Consider the following 20,264-nt stretch of genomic DNA (forward strand, 5'->3'; position numbering starts at 1 on the left):
CCGTTGGCGAGTACTGGAATGGAAACCTCGGCCTTGATGGCGCGGATGGTGTCGTATTCGGATTCGCCCCGATAGTCGTCGGCACGCGTGCGGCCGTGTACGGCCAATGCCTGGATGCCGACGGTCTCGGCGATCTGTGCGATCTCCACGCCGTTGCGATGGTCTCTGTCCCAACCGGTACGCATCTTGAGTGTGACGGGCAGGTCCACCGCCTCCACCACGGCGCGCAGGATCGCTTCGACACGGGCTACGTCCTGCATGAGTGCGGAGCCGGCGGCCTGGTTACAGACCTTCTTGGCCGGGCAGCCCATGTTGATGTCGATGATTTCGGCGCCCAGGGCGGCGTTCGCGCGTGCGGCCTCGGCCATCATGTGCGGGTCGGCCCCGGCGATCTGAACGCTACGCGGTTCGGGCTCGTCGTCGCTGGGCAGGCGAGTCCGGCTTTTTGCACTGTTCCATAAACGCCTGTCGGATGTGAGCATTTCCGAAGTCGCCAGATCCGCGCCTAGTCGCCGGCAGAGATTTCGAAACGGCGCGTCGGTTACCCCGGCCATGGGCGCCAGGGCGAGCGGTGTTTCGAATATGTAAGGTCCGAGTTGCATGACGATGCGGCTGCGACATCTGCCCTGATTGATGACTCGCAGTCATATTACCCCGGCCCAGAATGGTCAAAAAGTGATGCTGGTCACAGCTTGGCCAGGTGAAAAGTGACCTGCGTCACGCTTTATCAAAGGAATTTGAATTCGAACGCCAGGGCGTTGGTGCCCGGGTCGGATACCTCGAGGCGGATGTTGACCGGCGAGCCGGGCTGCATGGGTTCGTTGGGGTTGGTGCCGGGTTGCAGATATTCCGACGGCTTGAACCGCCGCATGGCGAGCAACTTCCCCTGCAGATCGAACAGACTGACCTGCAGCAGCGGATAGGGTTGGGCGAAATGAGCGTTGTTGACGAACGTGGCCGTGATGATCAGCGCATGCGGAATGTTGGGGTGCGAATAAATGTTGCGGCTGAGCAGCTCGATGTCCTGGATGTTGCGCAATGGCGGCAGGCTGCAGCCCGTCACCTCACACATGGCGTTCAGTGTCGGGCGCAGTTCGGGATACTGGGCCAGCTTGTCGCGGTGAAAATACGCGTATTGCACCCCCAGCAGGACGATCAGCAGCAGGCTGGCGAGTGCGCCGAATACGGTGCCCAGCGTGCCGCTGCGCGCAGCGGGTTGGGGCGTTTCCATGTCTTCGCGCAGGGCGGGTGGAACGTTTTCGGGAAACAGGTTGAGCGTCGGATAGCTGCCTTCGCCGGCGGTGTCCGGCGCTCCCTTCGGGGGGGTGCCGGCGGTGGGGTTGCGGCGCGAGGCGCGCAGGCTCGGCGACGGTTCCTCTTCGCCCACGTCGACATGGGCCGCCCTGCCGTCGAAGACGGTCCGGCAAACGCCGCAGCGTACCTGCCCGTTCGCCGTACGCAGTTGCTCCGGCGTGATGCGGAAGATGCTGTGGCAGTTGGGGCATTGAGCGTGCATGGGGCGTTAGTATCGGGTTTAGGTCATGGGGTGGGCAAGCGCTACCCGACCCCGGATCAGGATTTTTTACGCTGTCCCGCCAGGCAGGCCCATTGTTCGCGTTCGCTGTGTGCCTGCCAATCGATCTCCGGGTAGGCACGCCGGACCTCGTCGGCCTGCTCGGCCAGGATCCCGCTTAGCAACAGCCGGCCGCCGGGGGCGAGCAGCTGCGTGAGTTCGGGGGCCAATTCCACCAGCGGTCCGGCGAGGATATTCGCTATAACCAGATCGGCCTGCATCGGCGGCAGGCCGTCGGGGCCCGCCGTGTAGAGATTGCCGGCGGCGATGCCGTTTTTGTCCGCATTGTCTTCCGTGGCGGTCAGCGCCTGCGGGTCGATGTCGACTGCCCAGGCGTGGCGCGCTCCGAGACGCAGGGCGGCAATGGCCAGGACGCCGGACCCGCAGCCGTAGTCGACGACCAGCTTTCCTGTCGGCGGATGGGCGTCGAGCCACTCCAGACACAGGGCGGTGGTGGGGTGGGTGCCGGTGCCGAAGGCGAGGCCGGGGTCGAGCAGGATGTTGACCGCTTCCGGGTCGGGCGGTTCCGACCAGCTGGGCACGATCCATAGATGCTGCCCGAACCGCATGGGGTGGTATTCGTCCATCCACACCCGTTCCCAGGCCTGGTCTTCCAGCGTTTCCAGGCGCAGCGCCTCCTCGGGTATCGCAAGCGTTTCGTGCAGGTGACGGATCAGCGGGGCAAGTGCCTGCTCGGCGGGAAACAGGCCGCTGATCACATTGTCCGGCCACAGCGGCGTGCTGCCGATCGGTGGTTCCAGGATGGGGCTGTCCGCGGCGTCGGTGACGGTTACCGACAGGGCGCCGGCGGCCTCGAGTTCTTCCTCGATCGCGGCGACCCGGTCGGGGCCGACCTGAATGGAGAGCTTCTGCCAGGGCATGGCTCGACGTCTACGAACAGGAACAGTGCCTAACAGGTTGTTGCCGCTCAGGCGAGTGCGAGAGAAGGAAAAATCGGGCGAGACAGCACAATTTACAAAAGGTAAATGAGCATTTTGAGCCTGATTTTGACGCCCTATCGTGCCGCATGAGTAGACAACAACAGCCTGTTACAGGCCGAGCTTCTTTTCCAGATAGTGTATGTCGGTGCCACCCTGCTGGAATGCGCTGTCTGCCATGATGTCCTGCTGCAGCGGGATGTTGGTCTTGATGCCGTCGACCACGATCTCGGCCAGTGCGCCGCGCATGCGCGCGATGGCCGTGGCGCGGTTCTCGCCGTAGGCGATCAGCTTGCCGATCATCGAGTCGTAGTAGGGCGGGACGCGGTAGCCGTTGTAGATGTGAGTCTCAAGACGAATGCCCGGCCCGCCCGGTGCATGGAACTGGGTGATGGTGCCGGGCGAGGGTGTGAAGTTCTTCGGGTCCTCGGCGTTGATGCGGCATTCGATGGCGTGGCCGCGCACGGTCACGTCCTGCTGGCGGATGCGCAGTTCCTCGCCCGCGGCGATGCGCAGCTGTTCCTTGACCAGATCGACGCCGGTGATCATCTCGGTGACCGGGTGTTCAACCTGCAGGCGGGTGTTCATCTCGATGAAGTAGAACTCGCCGTTTTCGTACAGGAACTCGAAGGTGCCGGCGCCGCGATAGCCGATCTGGCGGCAGGCCTCGGCGAGGCTTTCGCCGAGCCTGTTGCGCTGTTCGGCGGTAATGCCGGGGGCGGGCGCTTCTTCCACCACCTTTTGATGGCGCCGCTGCATGGAGCAGTCGCGCTCGCAGAGGTGGATGGCGTTGCCGTGGGTGTCGGCCAGTATCTGGAACTCGATATGGCGTGGCGTCTCCAGGAATTTTTCCATGTACACCACATCGTTGTTGAAGGCGGCGTGGGCCTCGCTGCGGGTCATGCTGATGGAGTTGAGCAGGCTCGCCTCGGAGTGCACAACGCGCATACCGCGTCCGCCGCCGCCGCCGGAGGCCTTGATGATGACCGGATAGCCGATCTCGCGCGCCATGCGCAGGTTTTCGTCCGGGTCGTCGCCGAGGGGGCCGTCCGAGCCCGGCACCACGGGGACGCCGGCCTTGACCATCGCCTCCTTGGCGGAGACCTTGTCGCCCATCAGGCGAATCGTTTCGGCCCGCGGTCCGATGAAGATGAAGCCCGAGGACTCGACGCGTTCCGCGAAATCGGCGTTCTCGGACAGGAATCCGTAGCCGGGATGGATGGCGACCGTGTCGGTTACCTCGGCGGCACTGATGAGTGCCGGAATGTTCAGGTAACTGTCGGTCGATGACGCCGGGCCGATACAGACCGATTCGTCGGCGAGGCGCACGTGTTTCAGATCGCGGTCGGCCTCGGAATACACGGCCACCGTCTTGATGCCCATTTCCCGGCAGGCGCGCAGGATGCGTAGCGCGATTTCACCGCGATTGGCAATGAGGACTTTATCGAGCATGGGGAACATTCTGTCTGTCAGTGCGGCGGACCGCTGTTGTCGGTCGGGTTGGCCGGGCCGTCATCACTCGATGATGAACAGGGGCTGTCCGTATTCGACCGGTTGTGCGTTTTCGAGCAGGATCGCCTTGATGATGCCCGCCTTGTCGGCTTCGATCTGGTTGAGCATTTTCATCGCCTCGATGATGCACAGCGTATCGCCGACGGCGACGCTCTGGCCGACTTCCACGAAGGGTTTGGCGCCGGGCGAAGAGGCGCGGTAGAACGTGCCGACCATCGGCGAGGTGACCGCGTGCCCGGCCGGGATCGATTCCTCGGTCTCCTGGGTGGCGGGCTCGGGGGCGGCCGCGGCCGGTGCCGGCGCAGCCACCGGTACCTGGAACTGCTGGGGCATCATCATCGCTGCCGGGGCTGAGCCGGTGTTGCGGCTGATGCGTACGGATTCCTCGCCTTCCTTGATCTCGATCTCGGCGACGCCGGATTCGTCCAGTAATTCGATGAGTTTCTTGATCTTGCGGATATCCACGTCAGGCTCCTTTGGATTTGATCTGGTGATCCGCCGCCTGCAGGGCCAGATAATAGCCCTGTGCGCCCAGTCCCAGAATGACGCCCTGCGCGATGTCCGAAAAATACGAGTGATGCCGGAAGCCCTCGCGGCTCAACGTGTTGGACAGGTGGATCTCGATGAACGGGATCGCTACGCCCAGCAGGGCGTCGCGCAACGCGACACTGGTATGGGTGAAGGCGGCGGGATTGAAGAGGATGAATTCAACGCCTTCGCGCTGCGCCTGATGGATGCGCTCCACCAGGGCGTGTTCGGCATTGCTCTGGAAATCCAGCAGTTCATGGCCGAGCGTGCCGGCCTCGGCTTTCAGTTCGCGGACCAGGCCTTCCAGGGTCTGCGCGCCGTAAATCTCGGGTTCGCGCGTCCCCAGGAGGTTGAGATTCGGCCCGTTGAGAAGTAGCAATTTTGCCATGATCTGCGCTGAACTTGAGCGGATCTGCCCGCATCGGGCAGTTTCCAATTGTCAGGGCCGGCATTGTGCCCCAGCCGTGACGGGTTTGTCCAGATTCTGGCCAGATCCCGGCAAGTTCTCCTGAAAATCCCGGCCGTTTAAGGCAAGATTTACAACAAGGCCTTGATTTTGGGTTCGATTTCGGCGCGGGTCAGCTCACCGGGATGCACCAGACGGATGTGGCCCTGACGGTCGATCAGCACGCTGTAGGGCAGGGCCTGAAAACGATCGCCGTACGCCTGGGCCACCTTCACGGCATCCATCGAGCCGGCGAGAATGGGATAGGTGACACCCAGTTGGTCGGCGAAGTCCTGGGCCGCCTGAGGGTCGTCGATGGCCACGCCCACCACTTCGAATCCGCGCTTGCCGTAGGTCTCCTGCAGTTTGACGAAGTCCGGCATCTCCTTGCGGCAGGGCGGACACCAGGTGGCCCAGAAATTCAGCAACACCACCTTGCCGTTCCATTCGCTGATGCTGCGCGGCTTGCCCTGGGTGTCCTTGAGCGTGAAGTCGGGCCGCATTTTGCCCAGTAGCTGGGCGTCGGCGGCCGGGGCGCCGTTTGCAGCGGTGCCGGCGGGCGACTGGCCGGCATCGTGGTGGCTCAGACCGAGCCAGTGATACAGGCCGTAGCCGGCGGCGCCGGCGATGATCAGGACAGCCAGCAGCGAAAAAAGATAGGCGTTGCTTTTTTTACCCACGTCAGTTTCCCAGACTCTGTTTCACGTGCGGCGCGAATTGCGCGGGCGGCATATAACCGACCACGCGCGCGGATTTGAGTTCTTCGCCCTGCGGGGTGAAGAACAGGATGGCGGGCGGGCCGAACAGGCCGAAATGCTTCAGCAGGGCCTTGTCTTTGGCGTCGTCGGCCGTGACGTCGGTCTGCAGCAGCAGGGCGTTGCCCAGCGCCTGCTTCACCTGCGAGCTGGTGAAGGTGTATTTCTCCATTTCCTTGCAGGACACGCACCAGTCCGCATAGAAGTCCAGCATGACCGGCTGGTTGTTCGCCTTGGCCTGGGCCAGCGCCTGTTCCAGGCCGTCCAGGCCTTTGATCTGGCGGAACTGCAATCCCTCGTGCGCCACCGCACCGCCGGGGCCGGCGCCTTGCGTGGCGACCACGCCGCGTAGCGGCTGCATCAGATCGCGGCTGCCCGAGGCGGCGCCGACCAGCAGGAAGGCGCCGTACAGCAGCAGCACCAGGCCGAGCCCCTTCCACAGGCGGCGCCAGCCGCTTACGCCGGGTTCGAGATGGTCGAGCGCGCCCAGGTAGATGGCGGAAACGATCAGCAGGATGCCGGACAGGGCGAAGGTGACTGCGTCCGGGACGATGCGTTCCAGCATCCAGATCGCCACCGCCAGCAGCAGCACGCCGAACACGGCCTTGATGCTGTCCATCCAGGCGCCCGCCCGGGGCAGCAGTTTGCCGGCCGAGACGCCGATGACCAGCAGGGGAGCGCCCATGCCGATGCTGAGGGAGAACAGCGCGGCGCCGCCCAGCACGGCGTCGCCCGTCTGGCTGATGACGATCAGCGCGCCGATCAGGGGGGCGGTGACGCAGGGGCCGACGATGAGAGCCGACAAGAAGCCCATGATGCCCGCGCCGATCAGGTTGCCGCTTTGCTGCTTGTTGCTCAGATTGGTCAGTCTGGTCTGGATGGCGTTGGGCATCTGCAGCTCGTAAAAGCCGAACATCGACAGCGACAGCAGCACGAACACGGCGGCGAACACCGACAGCACCCAGGGATTCTGGAACCAGATCTGCAGGTTGGCGCCGCCCAGCCCGGCCAGGACGCCCACCACGGTGTAGGTCAGCGCCATGGCCAGCACGTAGGCCAGCGACAGCATGAAGGCGCGCATGGTTGAGAGCGCCTCCTTCTGGCCCACGATGATGCCCGAGAGAATCGGGATCATTGGGAACACGCAGGGCGTGAACGCCAGGCCGAGGCCGAGCAGGAAGAACAGCCCCAGGCTCATCCACAGCGGTTTCTGCTGCAGGAAGCTGGCGAGGCGGTCCTGTTCCGAAACCGGCGGTGTGACGGCCTGGCCGCCGGGCGTCTGGGGCGAGGTGGAAGCGGATTCACTGCCGCCGGCGGGTGGTGCACTGCCGGCCTGGGTCGGCAGCGCGTCGGCATTGACCGTCAGGGCGACGGTCTTGGACATCGGCGGATAACAAACGCCGGCCTCCTCGGCGCAGCCCTGGTAGTCGGCCTGGACGGTGACGGTCTGCTTGCCGGTCAGGCCGCCGCTGTTGATCAGCGGCAGGTCGACACCGAAGCTTTCCGGGTAGATGGTTTGCTTGCCGAAGAACTGGTCTTCATGAACCTTGCCCTGCGGCAGCCGGATCCGGCCGAGCTCGATGCCGGCCGGCTTGACGACCTTGAACTTGAGCTTGTCCTGGTAGAGGTAATACCCCGGTTGCACGTCCCAGTGCGCGAGCAGGGTTGCGGGCCCGGCAGCGGTCAGCGAGTACACATAGGCCTGGTCGGGCGGCAGGACGTCGTTGGCGTCCTGGCCGACGCTGTTGGCGAGGCTGTTGATGGCCTGCGAGACGCTGGCGGCCGGCGCGGCCGCCTTCGGCAGGCTGACGTCCACTATCCGCGTCAGCGGCGGATAGCATACGCCGATGTCGGCGCAGCCCTGCGAGGTGACCTTGAGCTTGAGGGTGGAAGGTGCGTCGGCGCTCCGCGTCAGGGTCAGGGGAATGTTCACCTGATGGCGGAAGATCTCCACGATGCCGAGTCCGAGGGCCTGCTCGTCCTTCATCTTGCCCTTGGGATAGGCGGCATGCTTGATCCGGATGCCCGGGGTCTGCGAGTCGAACTTGAACTTGGTGCGGTACAGGTAATAGCCGTCCGGCAGGTCGAAGGTGGCGGTCACCCGGTCGGCCGAGTCGGCCTCGACCTTGAGCGGGAAGGCCTGTTCGGGCGGCAGGAGGTCGCCGCCGGCATCCTGTTCGGCAAGGGCGGGGGCACTGACCAGCAACAGCAGAAGAACGAGAAGCTTTTTCATGACGATGTGGTTTGAAGATCGATCCAGTTCAGGTAAGGGGCGAGGCCGTGCGACAGCGGCACGGCGATGATTTCAGGCAGCTCATAAGGATGTGACTCGCGAATCAGCGCCTCGATGTCGGCATAGCGCGCGGCGCGGGTCTTGATCAGCAACAGGTGCTCTTCCCCGCGGCAGGGCTCGCCGTCCCATTCGTATACGGATGTCATGCGCGCCTGGATGCTCACGCAGGCGGCCAGACGATCGCCGACCAGCCGTTCGGCGATTTTCCCGGCGCCGGCCTCGTCGGGCCAGGTGGTCAATATCAGCAGGTATTCCTTGGTCATCGGTTCAGGGCAGTATCAGGGTGGCGCTTTCGCCGGCGCGCAGCAGCAGGTTCTTGGGCGGTGAAAAACTGGCCCGCACCGCATAGGCAGCCTTGCCGTTCCGGTTCTGCGGCTCCAGGCCCAGGGCGGTGACGGTGGCCGGGTAGTTCTGCCCCTGCACCGTGACCTGGACGGACTGCCCCGTTTTCAGCTTCGCCAGTTGGGGCGCTTCCGCCCAGGCGGTGGCCAGCAAGGGCCGGTCGGCGGCGAGGATCACCATGGGCGAGACCTGCAGCCGGTTGGCGACGGTCTCGCCGGGCGCGGTATGGACCCCGATCACCAGCCCGTCGAAGGGAGCGCGGATCTCGCTGTTTTCCAGCCGGACCCGGGCCTGGACCAGGCGCGAATGGGCCGCGGTCGTTTTGGAATTCGCCTCCACGGCCGCGATCTCCGCCAGTTGCAGGTCGTGCTTGGAGATGACGGTGCGGTCGTACAGTTCCTGGGCGCGTTCGTATTCGCGCTTCGCTTCCGCGCCCGCCACGGTGAGTCGGCGAACGTCGGCTTGCGCCTCCGTCACCGCGGCCTTGAGGGGGCGGGGATCCAGCGCGACCAGCAGATCGCCCTTGCGCACATGCTGGCCGGGGGTCGCGTTGACGGTGGTGACGATACCGGAAACCGGCGTGCTCAGCACCACCCGCCGGGACCAGCCGATGGTGGCGGGCAGGTCGGCCGCGAGTGCGGGGAGGGTGACGAACAGCAGCAGGGCGGACAGAAAGGCGCGTGCGGTCATGGCTGTTTCTCGGGTTGCTGTTGCTTGGCGGTCGGCGGCTGCGTGGGGTCGTAGTTCGGATCGTTGGTCAGGGCGGCGAGCCGGGACATGGTCAGGGCCTTCTCGAAACGCGTACGCATGCGCAATATCTGGGCGGCGGTCTGCTGGACCATGGCGTCGCCGAGATCGGTCTTGAAGTCGAGTTCGTATTCCGCGCGGGCCTGGTCCAGATACAGGTCGCGGTAGTCGGACAGCGCCCGGGACTGGTCGGCCTGCGCCTTGAGGTCGGACAGCTTGAGCCAGTTGTCGAGCACGTCCTGGCGCAGCCGGTACTCCACGGCGCGCAGCCTGGCCTGCAGGCGGTCGCGGTCGGCGATCGCCTTTGCCACCGCGGCGTCCACGCGGTTGCCCTGATACAACGGCACCTGCAGGATCAGGCTGGCGCGAAACGGGTCGTTGCTGCCGATCGAGCGCTGATAGGCGCCGGCCTCCATCTGCGCGCTGAGTTCCGGGCGGCGGCCGGCGCGTGCCTCGGTGATTCTCTGCGTGGCCGCTTCGAGGTCCGCCCTGAGCGCCTTGATCTGCGGGTTGTGCGCCTTGGCCTGTTTGACCAGTTCCTCGTAGTCGGGGACGGGTTTGTTCAGGCCGGGCAACGCGGGCGGCGCGAGATCGGCCGGCAGGTCGTCGGGGCGGCCCAGGGCCTGGGCCAGCAGCGAGCGGGTCTCGCGCTGGCGCGATTCCGCCGCATAGCGTTGGGTGCGCACCTGCTGATAGACGTTCTCCAGCCGGGCCAGCTCGATATCCGACAGCTGGCCGAGCTGGTTCTGGTCGCGCGCCTTGTCGAGCTGTACATAGGCCACGGCCATGGCCTCGTTGAGACGGGCGAATTCCTGGTCGGCGAGCAGCACGTTGAAAAAGCGCTGCATGACCTGGATGCGATGGCTGGCCAGAGTGTTCATCAGCTCCGCCTCGCGTCCCGAGATCAGGGAGTCGGCGGCGGCCTCGCGGGCGCTGGAGCGCCCGAAGTCGTAAAGCCGCTTGCGGGCGAGCAGAACGGCACGCGAGTCGTCGTTGGAGTTGTCAGGCGTGACGTCCGGCGGTTCGATGTAGCGTGCCTCCAGGGACAGATCCACGCTCAGATCGTCCTGGGCATAACTGCTCTTGGCCTGGGCCTGCGCCTGGGCCAGGGCGGCGCGGGCCTCGTCGATGACGGGGTTGGCCCGGTCGGCCAGCGACAGGGCCTCGCCGAGGGTGAGCGGCTGCGGCAGGCCGCCATCCTCGGCCGCCTGGCCGGCCGACAGGGGCACAAGCAGGGCCAGCGCCATGCAGCTCAGGAAGCGCAGTGGGGTGAAGGGCATCAGAGGGCGTTCGTATCGCGCCGTTTCTGGCGCTTGTACTTCGTGAAGCTCTCGTTTTTGTAGATACCGTCAACGACGTATTGGCCCAGCCAGAGGAATTCCTGGGCGTTGGAGGTAATCCCGGTGTAGCGGACGATGCGATCGCCCTTGAGGTTGTAAAAAGCGAACACGGGGGTGGCGCGGACGCCGTTCTTCTTGAACGCGAAATCCTTTTCCGTCTCCTCGCGACCCTGGAAATCGGTGATCTGCTGCGATCCCTTGATGTCGACGCTGAAGATCAGGAAGTGCTTGCGATAGTAGTCCTGTACCGACTTCCGGTTCAGGACGGTTTGTTTCATGCGGTGACAGAACGGGCAGTCGGCCTGCTCGAAGAACAGCATGATGCCGGTCTTGCCCTGCTCGCGGGCGGTTTGCAGCTCGTCCTTGAAGTTGCCGAACGTATCCTGGAAAAAGTATTCGCTGGGCGGCCGAATATCGTCGGCCATAGCCGCCCCGCTGCCGGCGATCAGCCACAGAGCGACAAGCGGCAGAAACAGAAACCTTCTAATCCTCATCTCCATCACCTCCGGTCGGGTCCACGTCCTTTGGTCAGTGACAGCCACCGGCTGTCGAATGCGTGGCCTGATCCGTTGTTGTATGGGCTTCCTGCCTCTTCATTCTAGTTTCTTATTGATTATGCAATACGGGATGTCAGACGACAATATGGGTCGGTGACGCTTGAATCTGCGGGGAACGACCCCATTAGGGTAGTGAGTCGGCCAAGAACCATCCATCCCATCGCATACGCCAGGATACGATTTTGCGCCTGTTTCCCCTTTTTTTCCTGCTGTTCATTACGGTTCCGCTGCTGGAGATCTACCTGTTCATCAAGGTGGGCTCGCTCATCGGCGCCCTGCCGACCATCGGCATCATCCTGCTGACCGCCTTCACAGGAGCCGTGTTGCTGCGTCAGCAGGGCATTTCCGCCATGTTCCGCGTCCAGCAGAGCATGGCGCGCGGTCAGCTGCCGGCGGTAGAGATGTTCGAGGGCATGCTGATCGCCGCAGGCGGCCTGCTGCTGCTGACCCCGGGCTTTTTCACCGACTTTCTCGGCCTGCTGTGCATGATCCCGCCGCTGCGGCGGGCGCTGGTGCACTGGCTGCTGCGCCGGGCGGTGATCGAGGTCCAGGCCGGGCGGGCGGGGCCCGACGTCATCGAGGGGGAGTATTCGGTCCGCCGTGATGACGACGATCAGGACCGGCGTTTGCGTTGAATCCCCTCGGCTGCTCTTGACTTCGATAAGATCGTTCCTATTATTAGCACTCACTCGGCCCGAGTGCTAACAACGGGCGCGATTTCGTTGCAACTCATTGTCAATAAGGAGAAACACATCCATGAACCTGCGTCCATTGCATGATCGCGTGATCGTCAAACGCATGGAAGAAGAGCGTACGACTGCCGGTGGCATCGTGATCCCCGATTCCGCCACCGAAAAGCCGATCCGCGGCGAAATCATGGCTGTCGGCAACGGCAAGATTATGGAGAACGGCGACGTGCGCCCCCTGGATCTGAAGGTGGGCGACAAAGTGCTGTTCGGTAAATACGCCGGCACCGAAGTGAAGGTGGAAGGCGAAGAACTGCTGGTGATGCGCGAAGAAGACATCATGGCCGTCATCGAAGGCTAATCAGTTTCATATTCCGGAGAATCAAACATGAGCGCTAAAGAAGTACGTTTCAGCGATGATGCCCGCGCGCGCATGGTGCGTGGCGTGAATGTCCTGGCCAATGCGGTCAAGGTCACCCTCGGTCCCAAGGGCCGTAATGTGGTTCTGGACAAGGCGTTCGGCGCCCCGACCGTCACCAAGGACGGCGTGTCCGTCGCCAAGGAGATCGAACTGGAAGACAAGTTCGAGAACATGGGCGCCCAGATGGTGAAGGAGGTCTCCTCGCAGACTTCCGACGTCGCGGGCGACGGTACCACCACCGCCACCGTGCTGGCCCAGGCTATCGTCCGTGAGGGCATGAAGGCGGTTGCCGCCGGCATGAACCCGATGGATCTGAAGCGCGGCATCGACAAGGCCGCCATCGTCGCCGTCGAGGAGCTGAAGAAGGTCTCCAAGCCCTGCTCCGACAGCAAGGCCATCGCCCAGGTGGGCACCATCTCCGCCAACTCCGATGAATCCATCGGCAAGATCATCGCCGACGCCATGGACAAGGTCGGCAAGGAAGGCGTCATCACCGTCGAGGACGGCTCCGGCCTCGAAAATGAGCTGGACGTGGTCGAGGGTATGCAGTTCGACCGCGGCTACCTGTCGCCCTACTTCGTGAACAACCAGCAGAGCATGGCGGCCGAGCTGGACGATGCCTTCATCCTGCTGTACGACAAGAAGATCTCCAACATTCGTGATCTGCTGCCCGTGCTGGAAGGCGTCGCCAAGGCCGGCAAGCCTCTGCTGATCATCGCCGAGGACATCGAAGGCGAGGCCCTGGCCACCCTGGTGGTCAACAGCATCCGCGGCATCGTCAAGGTGGCCGCCGTCAAGGCGCCCGGCTTCGGCGACCGTCGCAAGGCCATGCTGCAGGACATCGCCGTTCTGACCGGCGGTCAGGTGATCTCCGAAGAGGTCGGCCTGTCCCTGGAGAAGGCCACCCTGGAAGAGCTGGGTCGCGCCAAGAAGATCCAGGTCACCAAGGAGAACACCACCATCATCGACGGTGCCGGTTCCGCTGCCGACATCAAGGGTCGCGTGGAGCAGATCCGCAAGCAGATCGAAGAGGCCTCCTCCGACTACGACCGCGAAAAGCTGCAGGAGCGCGTTGCCAAGCTGGCCGGCGGCGTGGCCGTGATCAAGGTCGGTGCCGCCACCGAGGTCGAGATGAAGGAGAAGAAGGCGCGCGTCGAAGACGCCCTGCACGCCACCCGTGCGGCGGTCGAGGAAGGCGTGGTGCCTGGCGGCGGTGTGGCCCTGATTCGCGCCCTGGGTGCGATCGACAAGCTCAAGGGCGACAACCACGATCAGGACATGGGCATCAGCATTGCCCGCCGCTCGATGGAAGAGCCGCTGCGCCAGATCGTCTCCAACGCCGGTGACGAGCCCTCCGTCGTGCTCAACAATGTGCGCGAAGGCAAGGGCAACTACGGCTACAACGCCGCCACCGGCGAATACGGCGACATGGTCGAGATGGGTATCCTGGATCCCACCAAGGTGACCCGTTCCGCTCTGCAGAACGCCGCCTCCGTGGCCGGCCTCATCATCACCACCGAGGCGATGGTGGCCGAGCTGCCCAAGAAGGAAGAGCCGGCGATGCCTGGCGGCGGCGACATGGGCGGCATGGGCATGATGTAAGACGGTTCCCACCGTCGTCCGACAGGGAAGGCCCCGCATCGCGGGGCCTTCTTTTTTGTGCGCTTGCCAAGCCCGGTCGGCATGCCATAATCGGGTGGCATGAAACGACGCCGTATCCTGTTCTGGCGAGTGCTGCTCGTCCTCGGCCTGCTGACGGGCGGAAGCGGTTATGCCGCGCCGGGCGTTGCCTGTGCCGGAGAGCCGGTGCAGGGCATGACGCATCAGGCCGCGTTCACGGAGCCGGCCGGCCCATCTCAAGCATCACCATCCACCTGCTGCAAACACGGCATGGATACCGCAGCCACCTGCGGTACCGCCGGTTGTCCGGCGTGCAATCTCAATCCCGTTTCAGTTCCCGTCCTTCAGCACGCAACCCAGGCCGTCTTCCGCATCGCGCATGTGAAGGAGGCCAGCGACCTTTACGTTCATCACGAACCCGTCCGGCAGCGACCCCCGCGCCGCTCCATCTGAACCGAATCAAGTTTGTCCGCCGCAGGTCGGTGACCGGGCGGGTCAGGGTTTATCGATGGAGATTTTTCATGATTGCACGTTTATTGATGGGTGTTATTGCCCTGAGCCTGGCGGTGCTCGCCGGGTGTAATTCAAGTGAGGGTGAACAAAGGAAAACCTCGTCCGGGAGCGCGCAGGAAGCGGTGGTCCGCTGGTACGACGCCAAGCAGGTCAGCCGCGGCCGACAGATCTATGTGCAGAACTGCGCCGTCTGCCATGGCAGTGAAGCCCAGGGCGCGCCCGACTGGCGTCAGCAGGGGCCGGACGGCCGGTTTCCGCCGCCACCGCTTAACGGCACCGCGCACAGCTGGCATCACCCGCTTGTGCAGTTGCGCCACGTGATCGCAAACGGCGGTGTGGCCATGCCGGCCTGGAAAGACCGCCTGGGCGACCGTGAGATCGTCGCCGTGATCGCCTATTTCCAGTCCCTGTGGCCGGACGAGGTTTATGCGGCCTGGAATCAGATGAACCGGCGTGCCATGCAGGAGGCGAACCAGTGACGGCGGTCGGTTGTCAGCGACGGTCGAAGTCGCCGGCCGGTGATCGGCGTTTAAAGTCGCTTGACCTTGTACCGGGGTACAGGTCTAAAACTGACAGCGGTATGCGAACAATAAAAACCATTCTGTCTGGAGGTGATTGATATGTGGGGTGGCATGAACGGCTACGGTTACGGCATGGGATGGATGGGCTACGCCGGTGGATTCCTGATGCTGGTGTTCTGGATACTGGTGATCATCTTGCTGGTGGCGCTGGTCAGAGGGGCCTTTAACTGGCATGCGCCGCATCACGACGAAAAACCCCGTTCGAACCGGGCGCTGGAGATCCTGGAAGAGCGCTACGCACGGGGCGAGATCGAGCGCGAGGAGTTCGAGAGCAAGCGACATGACCTGCTCAATCGTTGAGCAGGCTGTTCGATTCGTTTTGTTACCAAGGAGCTGCTGAATGTACGGATTTTCGATTCCGCTCAAAGGTGCCGCGTCTTTCGATGACGCCGTCGCACGCGTCACCGAGGCACTTAAAACCGAAGGCTTCGGCGTGCTGACCGACATCGACGTGGCCGCGACCCTGAAGGCGAAACTCAACGTCGAGGGACGTCCCTACCGCATTCTGGGCGCGTGCAATCCACCGCTTGCGCATCAGGCGCTGCAGGCCGATCCGGAGATCGGTCTGCTGGTGGCATTCATGGATCCGGCGGCTGTGCTGGGACTGGTCGACCGCGAGGAGGTCACCGCACTGGGCATGGAGGTGCGCAGCCGGCTGGAACGTGTGCGCGACGCCCTGCAGGGCTGAGACGTCGGCGCGCGGCGGTCAAGGGGATCTTCGGATCCCCTTTTTTATTGGGGCCGTTAAAACCGGTCAGCTTTTGAAGGCGTTGAATGCCACCAGGGTGTAAGTATCCTGAACGCCCTCGATCCGCTGCAGGGTATCGTTGATGAAACGTCCCACGTCGCGATCGGCTGGCAGGTAGAACTTGGCGAGCAGGTCGTATTGTCCGGAAATCGAATGCACCTCGGAGGTTTCCTCGATTTCGGTGATGATGGTTTCGGCGGCGTCGTAAGTCGTTTGCATGAGGTTATCCGTTCGGATGGGTGAGCGGATTCCGGGCCCGGTTGGGAATCGCCGGGCCCGGAAAGGCTCAAGATGATTATTCGTGCATGTAAGGGTACATGGACTTGAGCTGCTCACGCTGCTTGTCGGTCAGCACGCCGAGCATTTCCCTGCGCCCCTGCAGGCGGAGTTTGATCATCCGCTTCGCCAGGGCCGACATCTTGTCCACCGAACGGTCGATGGCCTTCTGGTCGGGCTTTTCGGTGCTCATCTGGCGCATCATCTCGAAACGCAGCGAACGCATCTCGCCCATCAGGGGCCAGATGGCCTGGGCATGCTTTTCACGCAGTTCGGCCATCTTCTCGATCTGCTTGTCGGTCAGGTTGATGCCACCGCGCATATAGCCGGGGCCATAACCCATACCGCCATAGCCCATCATCATGCCAGGGCCCATGCCGTAACCCATGCCCCCGTAGCCCATCATCATGCCGGGGCCCATACCGTAACCCATGCCGCCATAGCCCATCATGCCCGGGCCCATGCCGTAACCCATACCATAGCCATAGCCCATGCCGCGGCCATAACCGTAGCCGGTGCCCGGGCCGCGTCCCGATCCCTGGCCCATCATGCCGGGACCGTACCCGTAGCCGTGCATCATGCCCGGGCCGTAGCCGGGCGGGGGGGTGGTGTCGTTGCTTTCATCCGCCTGAACAGCCAACGGGCCCAGGCTCAGTACGAGCGCGGCGCCCAGCCCGGCAATCCATTGCAGGGATGATTTTGATTTGATCATGACAAGGTTCCTCCGACGTGCGGTTGTTGTTAGGTCCGACGCCGCGGGCGGTTTGCCCACAGCCTGGAGGAATGATTTTAGGTCAGCTTAGATGGCGTTGCAGTGACTGTTTGTCGGATCGTGTCGGAAATAGCCCGGTGCTCAGGCAACGTCGTGTAACGGGATATCGCGCTCGGTGAGCAGCGCTGTAACCCGCCTGCGCACTTCGTCGCGCACGGTGCGGAATTCGGTCATGATTTCCTCTTCCGTACCGGTCGCCTTGGCCGGGTCGTTCAGGGGCCAGTGCAGCTTTTCCACGCCGGGCGGGAGCACGGGGCAGTGCTCGTCGGCGTGGCCGCATACCGTCACCACCAGATCCGCGTCGTGGATCATGGCATCGGTCACGCGGGTGGATTCCTGGGCGCTGATGTCGACGTCGGCCTCGGCCATGACGGCGATGGCACGGGGATTCTTGCCGTGCGCCTCAATGCCGGCCGAGGTCGCGATGACCTGCTCGCCACCCAGGACGCGGGCCCAACCCTCGGCCATCTGGCTGCGGCAGCTGTTGCCGGTGCACAAAAAGAGAATCTTCAGCGCTTGCATTGTTGATTACCTGTCAATGGAGAATGTGCAGCCACAGGCTGAGCGCCAGCAGCGTGATCAGCAGTACCGGTGGGGTGATGATGAGCCCGACCTTCATGTACTGGCCCCAGCTGATGGTCTCGCCCTTGCGGGCCAGGACGTGCAGCCACAGCAGGGTGGCCAGGCTGCCGATCGGGGTGAACTTGGGCCCCAGGTCGCAGCCGATGACGTTGGCGTAGATCATGGCCTCGCGCGTCAGGCCGGGCAGGCCGTGGGCCTGGTCGATGGCCAGCGCGCCCACTAGCACGCTGGGCATGTTGTTCATCACCGCGGAAAGTCCTGCGGCCAGAAAACCGGTGCCCACCGTCGCCGCCACCGGGCCGTGCCCGGCCAGCCATGCCAGCACCCGCGCAAGTTCGCCGGTCAGGCCGGCGTTGCGCAGCCCGTAGACCACCAGATACATCCCCAGGCTGAACAGCACGATCTGCCAGGGCGCTTCCTTGAGCACCTTGCGCACGGGGATGACGCCGCTGCGTCCGCCCCGGTGCCAGCGCCCGGCCACGGCGAGCAGGACCAAAGCTCCCGCGCCGGTTACCACCGAGATCGGGATGTGGAAGGGTGCGGTGACGAAATAGGCCACCAGCAGCAGGGCGAGCACGGGGAAACTCAGGCGGAACACCAGCGGGTCGCGTACCGCCGAGCGCGGGCTTTCCAGTTCCTCGATCTGGTAGCGTGCCGGCAGGTGATGGCGGAAATATAGCCAGAGTACGGTGAGGGTGGCGATCAGTGCGATCAGATTGACCGGTACCATCACCCGCGCGTATTCGTCGAAACGCACATCGAAGTAGTTGGCGCTGACGATGTTGACCAGGTTGGAGATCACCAGCGGCAGGCTGGTGGTGTCCGCCACGAAGCCGGTGGCGATCACGAAGGCGAAGGCGCTCTTGGGTGTCAGACCGAGATGCAGCAGCATGGCCAGCACGATGGGCGTCAGCAGCAGGGCGGCGCCGTCGTTGGCGAAAAAGGCGGCGATCACCGCGCCGAGGATGACGATCAGCGGAAACAGGCGGTGGGCGTCGCCGCGTCCCCAGCGGGCTACGTGCAGGGCTGCCCAGTGGAAGAAGCCGGCCTCGTCGAGGATCAGCGAGATGACGATCAGCGCCACGAAGGTGAAGGTCGCATCCCAGACGATGTGCCACACGACGGGGATGTCCGGCCAGTGAATGACGCCGGTGGCCAGTGCCAATGCCGCACCGCCCAGCGCGCTCCAGCCGATGCCCAGTCCGCGCGGCTGCCAGATGACCAGGATCAGGGTGGCGAGAAAAATGGCGAGGGCGAGCATGTATCGAACCTGGGAAAGAGGCGAGCGGTGCAATATAATTGTCAAACCATATATATGCAATATCGAATGTATTAAGCTTTTATGACCCCCGAAACCCTGTTCCATGCCCTTGCCGACGGCACCCGCCTGCGTTGCCTGATGTTGATGCAGCGTCAGGGCGAGTTGTGCGTGTGTGAGCTCACCCACGCGTTGGAGATGTCTCAGCCCAAGATCTCGCGTCACCTGGCGAGCCTGCGCGAGGCCCAGGTGGTCAGCGACCGGCGCGACGGCCTGTGGGTGTTCTACCAGGTGCATCCCGACCTGCCCGCATGGGCGCGCCGGGTGCTGGGCGAAACCCTGGCGGGGGTGGAGGAGCTATCACCTTATGCAGCGGACGCGCACCGGCTGACGGCGATGACGGACCGGCCGCGCCAGGCCTGCAGAAGCTGATCCTCGCGGTTATTGTTCGGCGCTTTGCTGCAGCTGCAGATAGGTGCGGTTGATGTTGGTGCGATTCAGGGTGTCGGCATGTTCCAGGCGACGAAAGGCCTGGGGCGTGGACCGGTCCAGGCGGTTGACGGTATCGCCGAGATCGTCCCAGCGCGCCACCGCGGGGCGGATTTCCTTCAGCAGCCAGTCCAGATAGTCGCCGGTGTCCCGGCGGGCAAGCGCCCAGTCGCCGACCGAGCCGTGGCCGGGGACGATGGTGGCTTCAGGGAATTGCCGCTCCGCGCGGTGAAAGGCCCGGTCCCAGCTCACGGTCTTGCTCATGGGCAGTATGCCCAGCATGCGGTCGGTGAATATCAGATCGCCCGAAAAGAGCACGCGCTGCTTCGGCAGCCAGACCACCGCATCCCCCGGGAAATGCGCGTCTCCCAGGTAGTGCAGTTCGATCTTCACGCCGCCCAATTCAAGCCTAGCCAGATCACCGGGCAACGGATGGGCCGCACTGAGGGGCCTGGTACCGGCGAGGCGATCCTTGAGCAGCGGTTTGAGGCTCGCGAGTTCGCTCCCCGCCTGCGCCTGTTGGGTGGCCACGGTGCGCGCCAGGGCGATCACCCGTGCGCCGTGCGCGGCAAAGTAACCGTTTCCCAGCCAGCGATGATCCTGTGAGCCGGTGTTGATGACCCAGCGAATCGGTTGCGAAGTGACGCTGCGTGCGGCCCGGGCGAGTTGAGCCGCCGCACCGGCGCCGGTACCGCTGTCTATCAGGACGGAACCGGCGGGCGTAACGATCAGGCCGAAATTCGCATTCAGTCCGTAGTTGTCGTAGCTGCGCGGACCGGTGGAACCGATCAGAGCGTAAACGTCGGTAGCGACCTTTTCGATTCGAACCGGGGGCTGTCCGGATTGAGCGGCCAGAGCCGAGTGAGGGTGGGCGAGCGCCCCGCACAGGAAGAGCAGCAGTGCAAACAGGGAAGCCGGTAGCCGCATGGTAATCCTCTGCATGGTGTGCAGACTGAAATTTAAAGGCGCATTATGCCCGAGGTTTTTCTTCTGCGGGTTGGGATGCGCGCGGTTGGCCGTCCAGGGGGCAGGGATGGCCCGGGTCGCCGTGCTCCAGCTGCACCGAGACATGGCGGATGTCGAAGCGGTGACCGAGTTCGTCGGCGATCCGGGTGAGCAGGGCATCGTCCAGGCAGCCGTCCGGTTTGACCAGGTGAACGGTCAGTGCGACCTCCGTGGTGCTGGTGGCCCAGATGTGCAGGTCGTGCAGGGCCGTAATACCCGGCAGGGATTCGAGATAGCGGCGCACCTCGGCGGCGTCGATCTGTTCAGGGACGGCGTCGAGCAT

Annotated in this window: 26 protein-coding genes; 8 read left to right on the forward strand and 18 right to left on the reverse strand. The window is 63.8% G+C overall.

The genetic code is table 11. From position 1 onward, the window contains the following. The 12 genes from P8Y64_09600 to P8Y64_09655 all read right to left on the reverse strand — a co-directional run. A partial coding sequence (locus P8Y64_09600) for a tRNA-dihydrouridine synthase (GenBank protein MEJ2060724.1) occupies positions 1-602 on the reverse strand: 602 nt, incomplete at its 3' end. 125 nt (positions 603-727) lie between these two features. Then, positions 728-1,516 (reverse strand): DUF3426 domain-containing protein, encoded by a 789-nt coding sequence (locus P8Y64_09605; GenBank protein MEJ2060725.1) that lies wholly within the window; start codon positions 1,514-1,516, stop codon positions 728-730. Between the two features lie 56 nt (positions 1,517-1,572). Continuing rightward, positions 1,573-2,454, reverse strand: a complete 882-nt coding sequence (gene prmA, locus P8Y64_09610; GenBank protein ID MEJ2060726.1) for a 50S ribosomal protein L11 methyltransferase — start codon at positions 2,452-2,454, stop codon at positions 1,573-1,575. A 168-nt stretch (positions 2,455-2,622) separates the two neighbouring features. Beyond that, positions 2,623-3,963: an acetyl-CoA carboxylase biotin carboxylase subunit gene (accC, locus tag P8Y64_09615; protein ID MEJ2060727.1), complete on the reverse strand. Its 1,341-nt coding sequence runs from the start codon at positions 3,961-3,963 to the stop codon at positions 2,623-2,625. Between the two features lie 63 nt (positions 3,964-4,026). Next, positions 4,027-4,488: an acetyl-CoA carboxylase biotin carboxyl carrier protein gene (accB, locus tag P8Y64_09620; protein MEJ2060728.1), complete on the reverse strand. Its 462-nt coding sequence runs from the start codon at positions 4,486-4,488 to the stop codon at positions 4,027-4,029. A gap of 1 nt (position 4,489) precedes the next feature. After that, complete coding sequence (gene aroQ, locus P8Y64_09625) at positions 4,490-4,939, reverse strand: type II 3-dehydroquinate dehydratase (GenBank protein ID MEJ2060729.1); 450 nt, start codon at positions 4,937-4,939, stop codon at positions 4,490-4,492. A gap of 149 nt (positions 4,940-5,088) precedes the next feature. Further along, complete coding sequence (locus P8Y64_09630; GenBank protein MEJ2060730.1) at positions 5,089-5,676, reverse strand: TlpA disulfide reductase family protein; 588 nt, start codon at positions 5,674-5,676, stop codon at positions 5,089-5,091. Position 5,677: 1 nt separating this feature from the next. After that, the gene (locus P8Y64_09635) at positions 5,678-7,984 is read right to left on the reverse strand and encodes a protein-disulfide reductase DsbD (protein MEJ2060731.1); all 2,307 of its coding nucleotides are present in this window, start codon (positions 7,982-7,984) and stop codon (positions 5,678-5,680) included. Further along, the gene (gene cutA / locus P8Y64_09640) at positions 7,981-8,307 is read right to left on the reverse strand and encodes a divalent-cation tolerance protein CutA (GenBank protein ID MEJ2060732.1); all 327 of its coding nucleotides are present in this window, start codon (positions 8,305-8,307) and stop codon (positions 7,981-7,983) included. The genes P8Y64_09635 and cutA overlap by 4 nt, the downstream gene beginning before the upstream one ends. 4 nt (positions 8,308-8,311) lie before the next feature. Then, a complete protein-coding gene (locus tag P8Y64_09645; protein MEJ2060733.1) occupies positions 8,312-9,076 on the reverse strand; it encodes an efflux RND transporter periplasmic adaptor subunit in 765 nt (254 codons plus the stop codon). Then, positions 9,073-10,413: a TolC family protein gene (locus P8Y64_09650; protein ID MEJ2060734.1), complete on the reverse strand. Its 1,341-nt coding sequence runs from the start codon at positions 10,411-10,413 to the stop codon at positions 9,073-9,075. The genes P8Y64_09645 and P8Y64_09650 overlap by 4 nt, the downstream gene beginning before the upstream one ends. Then, on the reverse strand, positions 10,413-10,967 hold the full coding sequence (locus P8Y64_09655) for a thioredoxin family protein (GenBank protein MEJ2060735.1): 555 nt from the start codon (positions 10,965-10,967) through the stop codon (positions 10,413-10,415). The genes P8Y64_09650 and P8Y64_09655 overlap by 1 nt, the downstream gene beginning before the upstream one ends. A 245-nt stretch (positions 10,968-11,212) precedes the next feature. Here P8Y64_09655 and P8Y64_09660 point away from each other — a divergent pair, with 245 nt between their 5' ends. From P8Y64_09660 to P8Y64_09690, 7 genes are all read left to right on the forward strand, one after another. Next, positions 11,213-11,665, forward strand: a complete 453-nt coding sequence (locus P8Y64_09660) for an FxsA family protein (GenBank protein ID MEJ2060736.1) — start codon at positions 11,213-11,215, stop codon at positions 11,663-11,665. Between the two features lie 121 nt (positions 11,666-11,786). After that, complete coding sequence (gene groES / locus P8Y64_09665; protein MEJ2060737.1) at positions 11,787-12,077, forward strand: co-chaperone GroES; 291 nt, start codon at positions 11,787-11,789, stop codon at positions 12,075-12,077. A 27-nt stretch (positions 12,078-12,104) separates the two neighbouring features. Next, a complete protein-coding gene (gene groL / locus P8Y64_09670; GenBank protein ID MEJ2060738.1) occupies positions 12,105-13,739 on the forward strand; it encodes a chaperonin GroEL in 1,635 nt (544 codons plus the stop codon). Positions 13,740-13,838: 99 nt separating this feature from the next. Further along, positions 13,839-14,210, forward strand: a complete 372-nt coding sequence (locus P8Y64_09675; protein ID MEJ2060739.1) for a hypothetical protein — start codon at positions 13,839-13,841, stop codon at positions 14,208-14,210. A gap of 68 nt (positions 14,211-14,278) precedes the next feature. Further along, positions 14,279-14,749 (forward strand): cytochrome c, encoded by a 471-nt coding sequence (locus tag P8Y64_09680; GenBank protein MEJ2060740.1) that lies wholly within the window; start codon positions 14,279-14,281, stop codon positions 14,747-14,749. Positions 14,750-14,902: 153 nt separating this feature from the next. Continuing rightward, the gene (locus tag P8Y64_09685) at positions 14,903-15,151 is read left to right on the forward strand and encodes an SHOCT domain-containing protein (protein MEJ2060741.1); all 249 of its coding nucleotides are present in this window, start codon (positions 14,903-14,905) and stop codon (positions 15,149-15,151) included. Between the two features lie 40 nt (positions 15,152-15,191). Further along, on the forward strand, positions 15,192-15,539 hold the full coding sequence (locus P8Y64_09690; GenBank protein ID MEJ2060742.1) for a DUF302 domain-containing protein: 348 nt from the start codon (positions 15,192-15,194) through the stop codon (positions 15,537-15,539). A gap of 66 nt (positions 15,540-15,605) precedes the next feature. Here P8Y64_09690 and P8Y64_09695 read toward each other — a convergent pair whose 3' ends face one another. The 4 genes from P8Y64_09695 to P8Y64_09710 form a co-directional block, all read right to left on the reverse strand. After that, positions 15,606-15,818, reverse strand: coding sequence for an Lrp/AsnC family transcriptional regulator (locus P8Y64_09695; protein ID MEJ2060743.1), 213 nt, complete (start codon positions 15,816-15,818; stop codon positions 15,606-15,608). Positions 15,819-15,894: 76 nt separating this feature from the next. Next, the gene (locus P8Y64_09700; protein MEJ2060744.1) at positions 15,895-16,587 is read right to left on the reverse strand and encodes a Spy/CpxP family protein refolding chaperone; all 693 of its coding nucleotides are present in this window, start codon (positions 16,585-16,587) and stop codon (positions 15,895-15,897) included. Positions 16,588-16,728: 141 nt separating this feature from the next. Next, a complete protein-coding gene (arsC, locus tag P8Y64_09705) occupies positions 16,729-17,169 on the reverse strand; it encodes an arsenate reductase (thioredoxin) (protein MEJ2060745.1) in 441 nt (146 codons plus the stop codon). A 13-nt stretch (positions 17,170-17,182) separates the two neighbouring features. Further along, complete coding sequence (locus P8Y64_09710; protein ID MEJ2060746.1) at positions 17,183-18,490, reverse strand: arsenic transporter; 1,308 nt, start codon at positions 18,488-18,490, stop codon at positions 17,183-17,185. An 81-nt stretch (positions 18,491-18,571) separates the two neighbouring features. On the opposite strand from P8Y64_09710, the gene P8Y64_09715 reads away from it, so the two are divergent. Beyond that, positions 18,572-18,919, forward strand: coding sequence for a metalloregulator ArsR/SmtB family transcription factor (locus P8Y64_09715; protein MEJ2060747.1), 348 nt, complete (start codon positions 18,572-18,574; stop codon positions 18,917-18,919). Between the two features lie 9 nt (positions 18,920-18,928). On the opposite strand, the gene P8Y64_09720 is transcribed toward P8Y64_09715, so the two are convergent. After that, positions 18,929-19,903 (reverse strand): MBL fold metallo-hydrolase, encoded by a 975-nt coding sequence (locus tag P8Y64_09720; protein MEJ2060748.1) that lies wholly within the window; start codon positions 19,901-19,903, stop codon positions 18,929-18,931. A gap of 43 nt (positions 19,904-19,946) precedes the next feature. Continuing rightward, on the reverse strand, positions 19,947-20,264 hold a 318-nt coding region (locus P8Y64_09725; GenBank protein ID MEJ2060749.1), incomplete at its 5' end, for a hypothetical protein.

This window comes from Gammaproteobacteria bacterium, assembly GCA_037388465.1.
GTDB lineage: Bacteria > Pseudomonadota > Gammaproteobacteria > SpSt-1174 > SpSt-1174 > JARRKE01.

Coding starts and splice junctions, on each gene's coding strand:
- P8Y64_09605 (MEJ2060725.1), bottom strand. CDS start 1,516: ATGCACGCTCAATGCCCCAACTGCCACAGCATCTTCCGCATCACGCCG.
- prmA (MEJ2060726.1), bottom strand. CDS start 2,454: ATGCCCTGGCAGAAGCTCTCCATTCAGGTCGGCCCCGACCGGGTCGCC.
- accC (MEJ2060727.1), bottom strand. CDS start 3,963: ATGCTCGATAAAGTCCTCATTGCCAATCGCGGTGAAATCGCGCTACGC.
- aroQ (MEJ2060729.1), bottom strand. CDS start 4,939: ATGGCAAAATTGCTACTTCTCAACGGGCCGAATCTCAACCTCCTGGGG.
- P8Y64_09635 (MEJ2060731.1), bottom strand. CDS start 7,984: ATGAAAAAGCTTCTCGTTCTTCTGCTGTTGCTGGTCAGTGCCCCCGCC.
- cutA (MEJ2060732.1), bottom strand. CDS start 8,307: ATGACCAAGGAATACCTGCTGATATTGACCACCTGGCCCGACGAGGCC.
- P8Y64_09645 (MEJ2060733.1), bottom strand. CDS start 9,076: ATGACCGCACGCGCCTTTCTGTCCGCCCTGCTGCTGTTCGTCACCCTC.
- P8Y64_09650 (MEJ2060734.1), bottom strand. CDS start 10,413: ATGCCCTTCACCCCACTGCGCTTCCTGAGCTGCATGGCGCTGGCCCTG.
- P8Y64_09655 (MEJ2060735.1), bottom strand. CDS start 10,967: ATGAGGATTAGAAGGTTTCTGTTTCTGCCGCTTGTCGCTCTGTGGCTG.
- groES (MEJ2060737.1), top strand. CDS start 11,787: ATGAACCTGCGTCCATTGCATGATCGCGTGATCGTCAAACGCATGGAA.
- groL (MEJ2060738.1), top strand. CDS start 12,105: ATGAGCGCTAAAGAAGTACGTTTCAGCGATGATGCCCGCGCGCGCATG.
- P8Y64_09675 (MEJ2060739.1), top strand. CDS start 13,839: ATGAAACGACGCCGTATCCTGTTCTGGCGAGTGCTGCTCGTCCTCGGC.
- P8Y64_09680 (MEJ2060740.1), top strand. CDS start 14,279: ATGATTGCACGTTTATTGATGGGTGTTATTGCCCTGAGCCTGGCGGTG.
- P8Y64_09685 (MEJ2060741.1), top strand. CDS start 14,903: ATGAACGGCTACGGTTACGGCATGGGATGGATGGGCTACGCCGGTGGA.
- P8Y64_09690 (MEJ2060742.1), top strand. CDS start 15,192: ATGTACGGATTTTCGATTCCGCTCAAAGGTGCCGCGTCTTTCGATGAC.
- P8Y64_09695 (MEJ2060743.1), bottom strand. CDS start 15,818: ATGCAAACGACTTACGACGCCGCCGAAACCATCATCACCGAAATCGAG.
- P8Y64_09700 (MEJ2060744.1), bottom strand. CDS start 16,587: ATGATCAAATCAAAATCATCCCTGCAATGGATTGCCGGGCTGGGCGCC.
- arsC (MEJ2060745.1), bottom strand. CDS start 17,169: ATGCAAGCGCTGAAGATTCTCTTTTTGTGCACCGGCAACAGCTGCCGC.
- P8Y64_09710 (MEJ2060746.1), bottom strand. CDS start 18,490: ATGCTCGCCCTCGCCATTTTTCTCGCCACCCTGATCCTGGTCATCTGG.
- P8Y64_09715 (MEJ2060747.1), top strand. CDS start 18,572: ATGACCCCCGAAACCCTGTTCCATGCCCTTGCCGACGGCACCCGCCTG.
- P8Y64_09720 (MEJ2060748.1), bottom strand. CDS start 19,903: ATGCGGCTACCGGCTTCCCTGTTTGCACTGCTGCTCTTCCTGTGCGGG.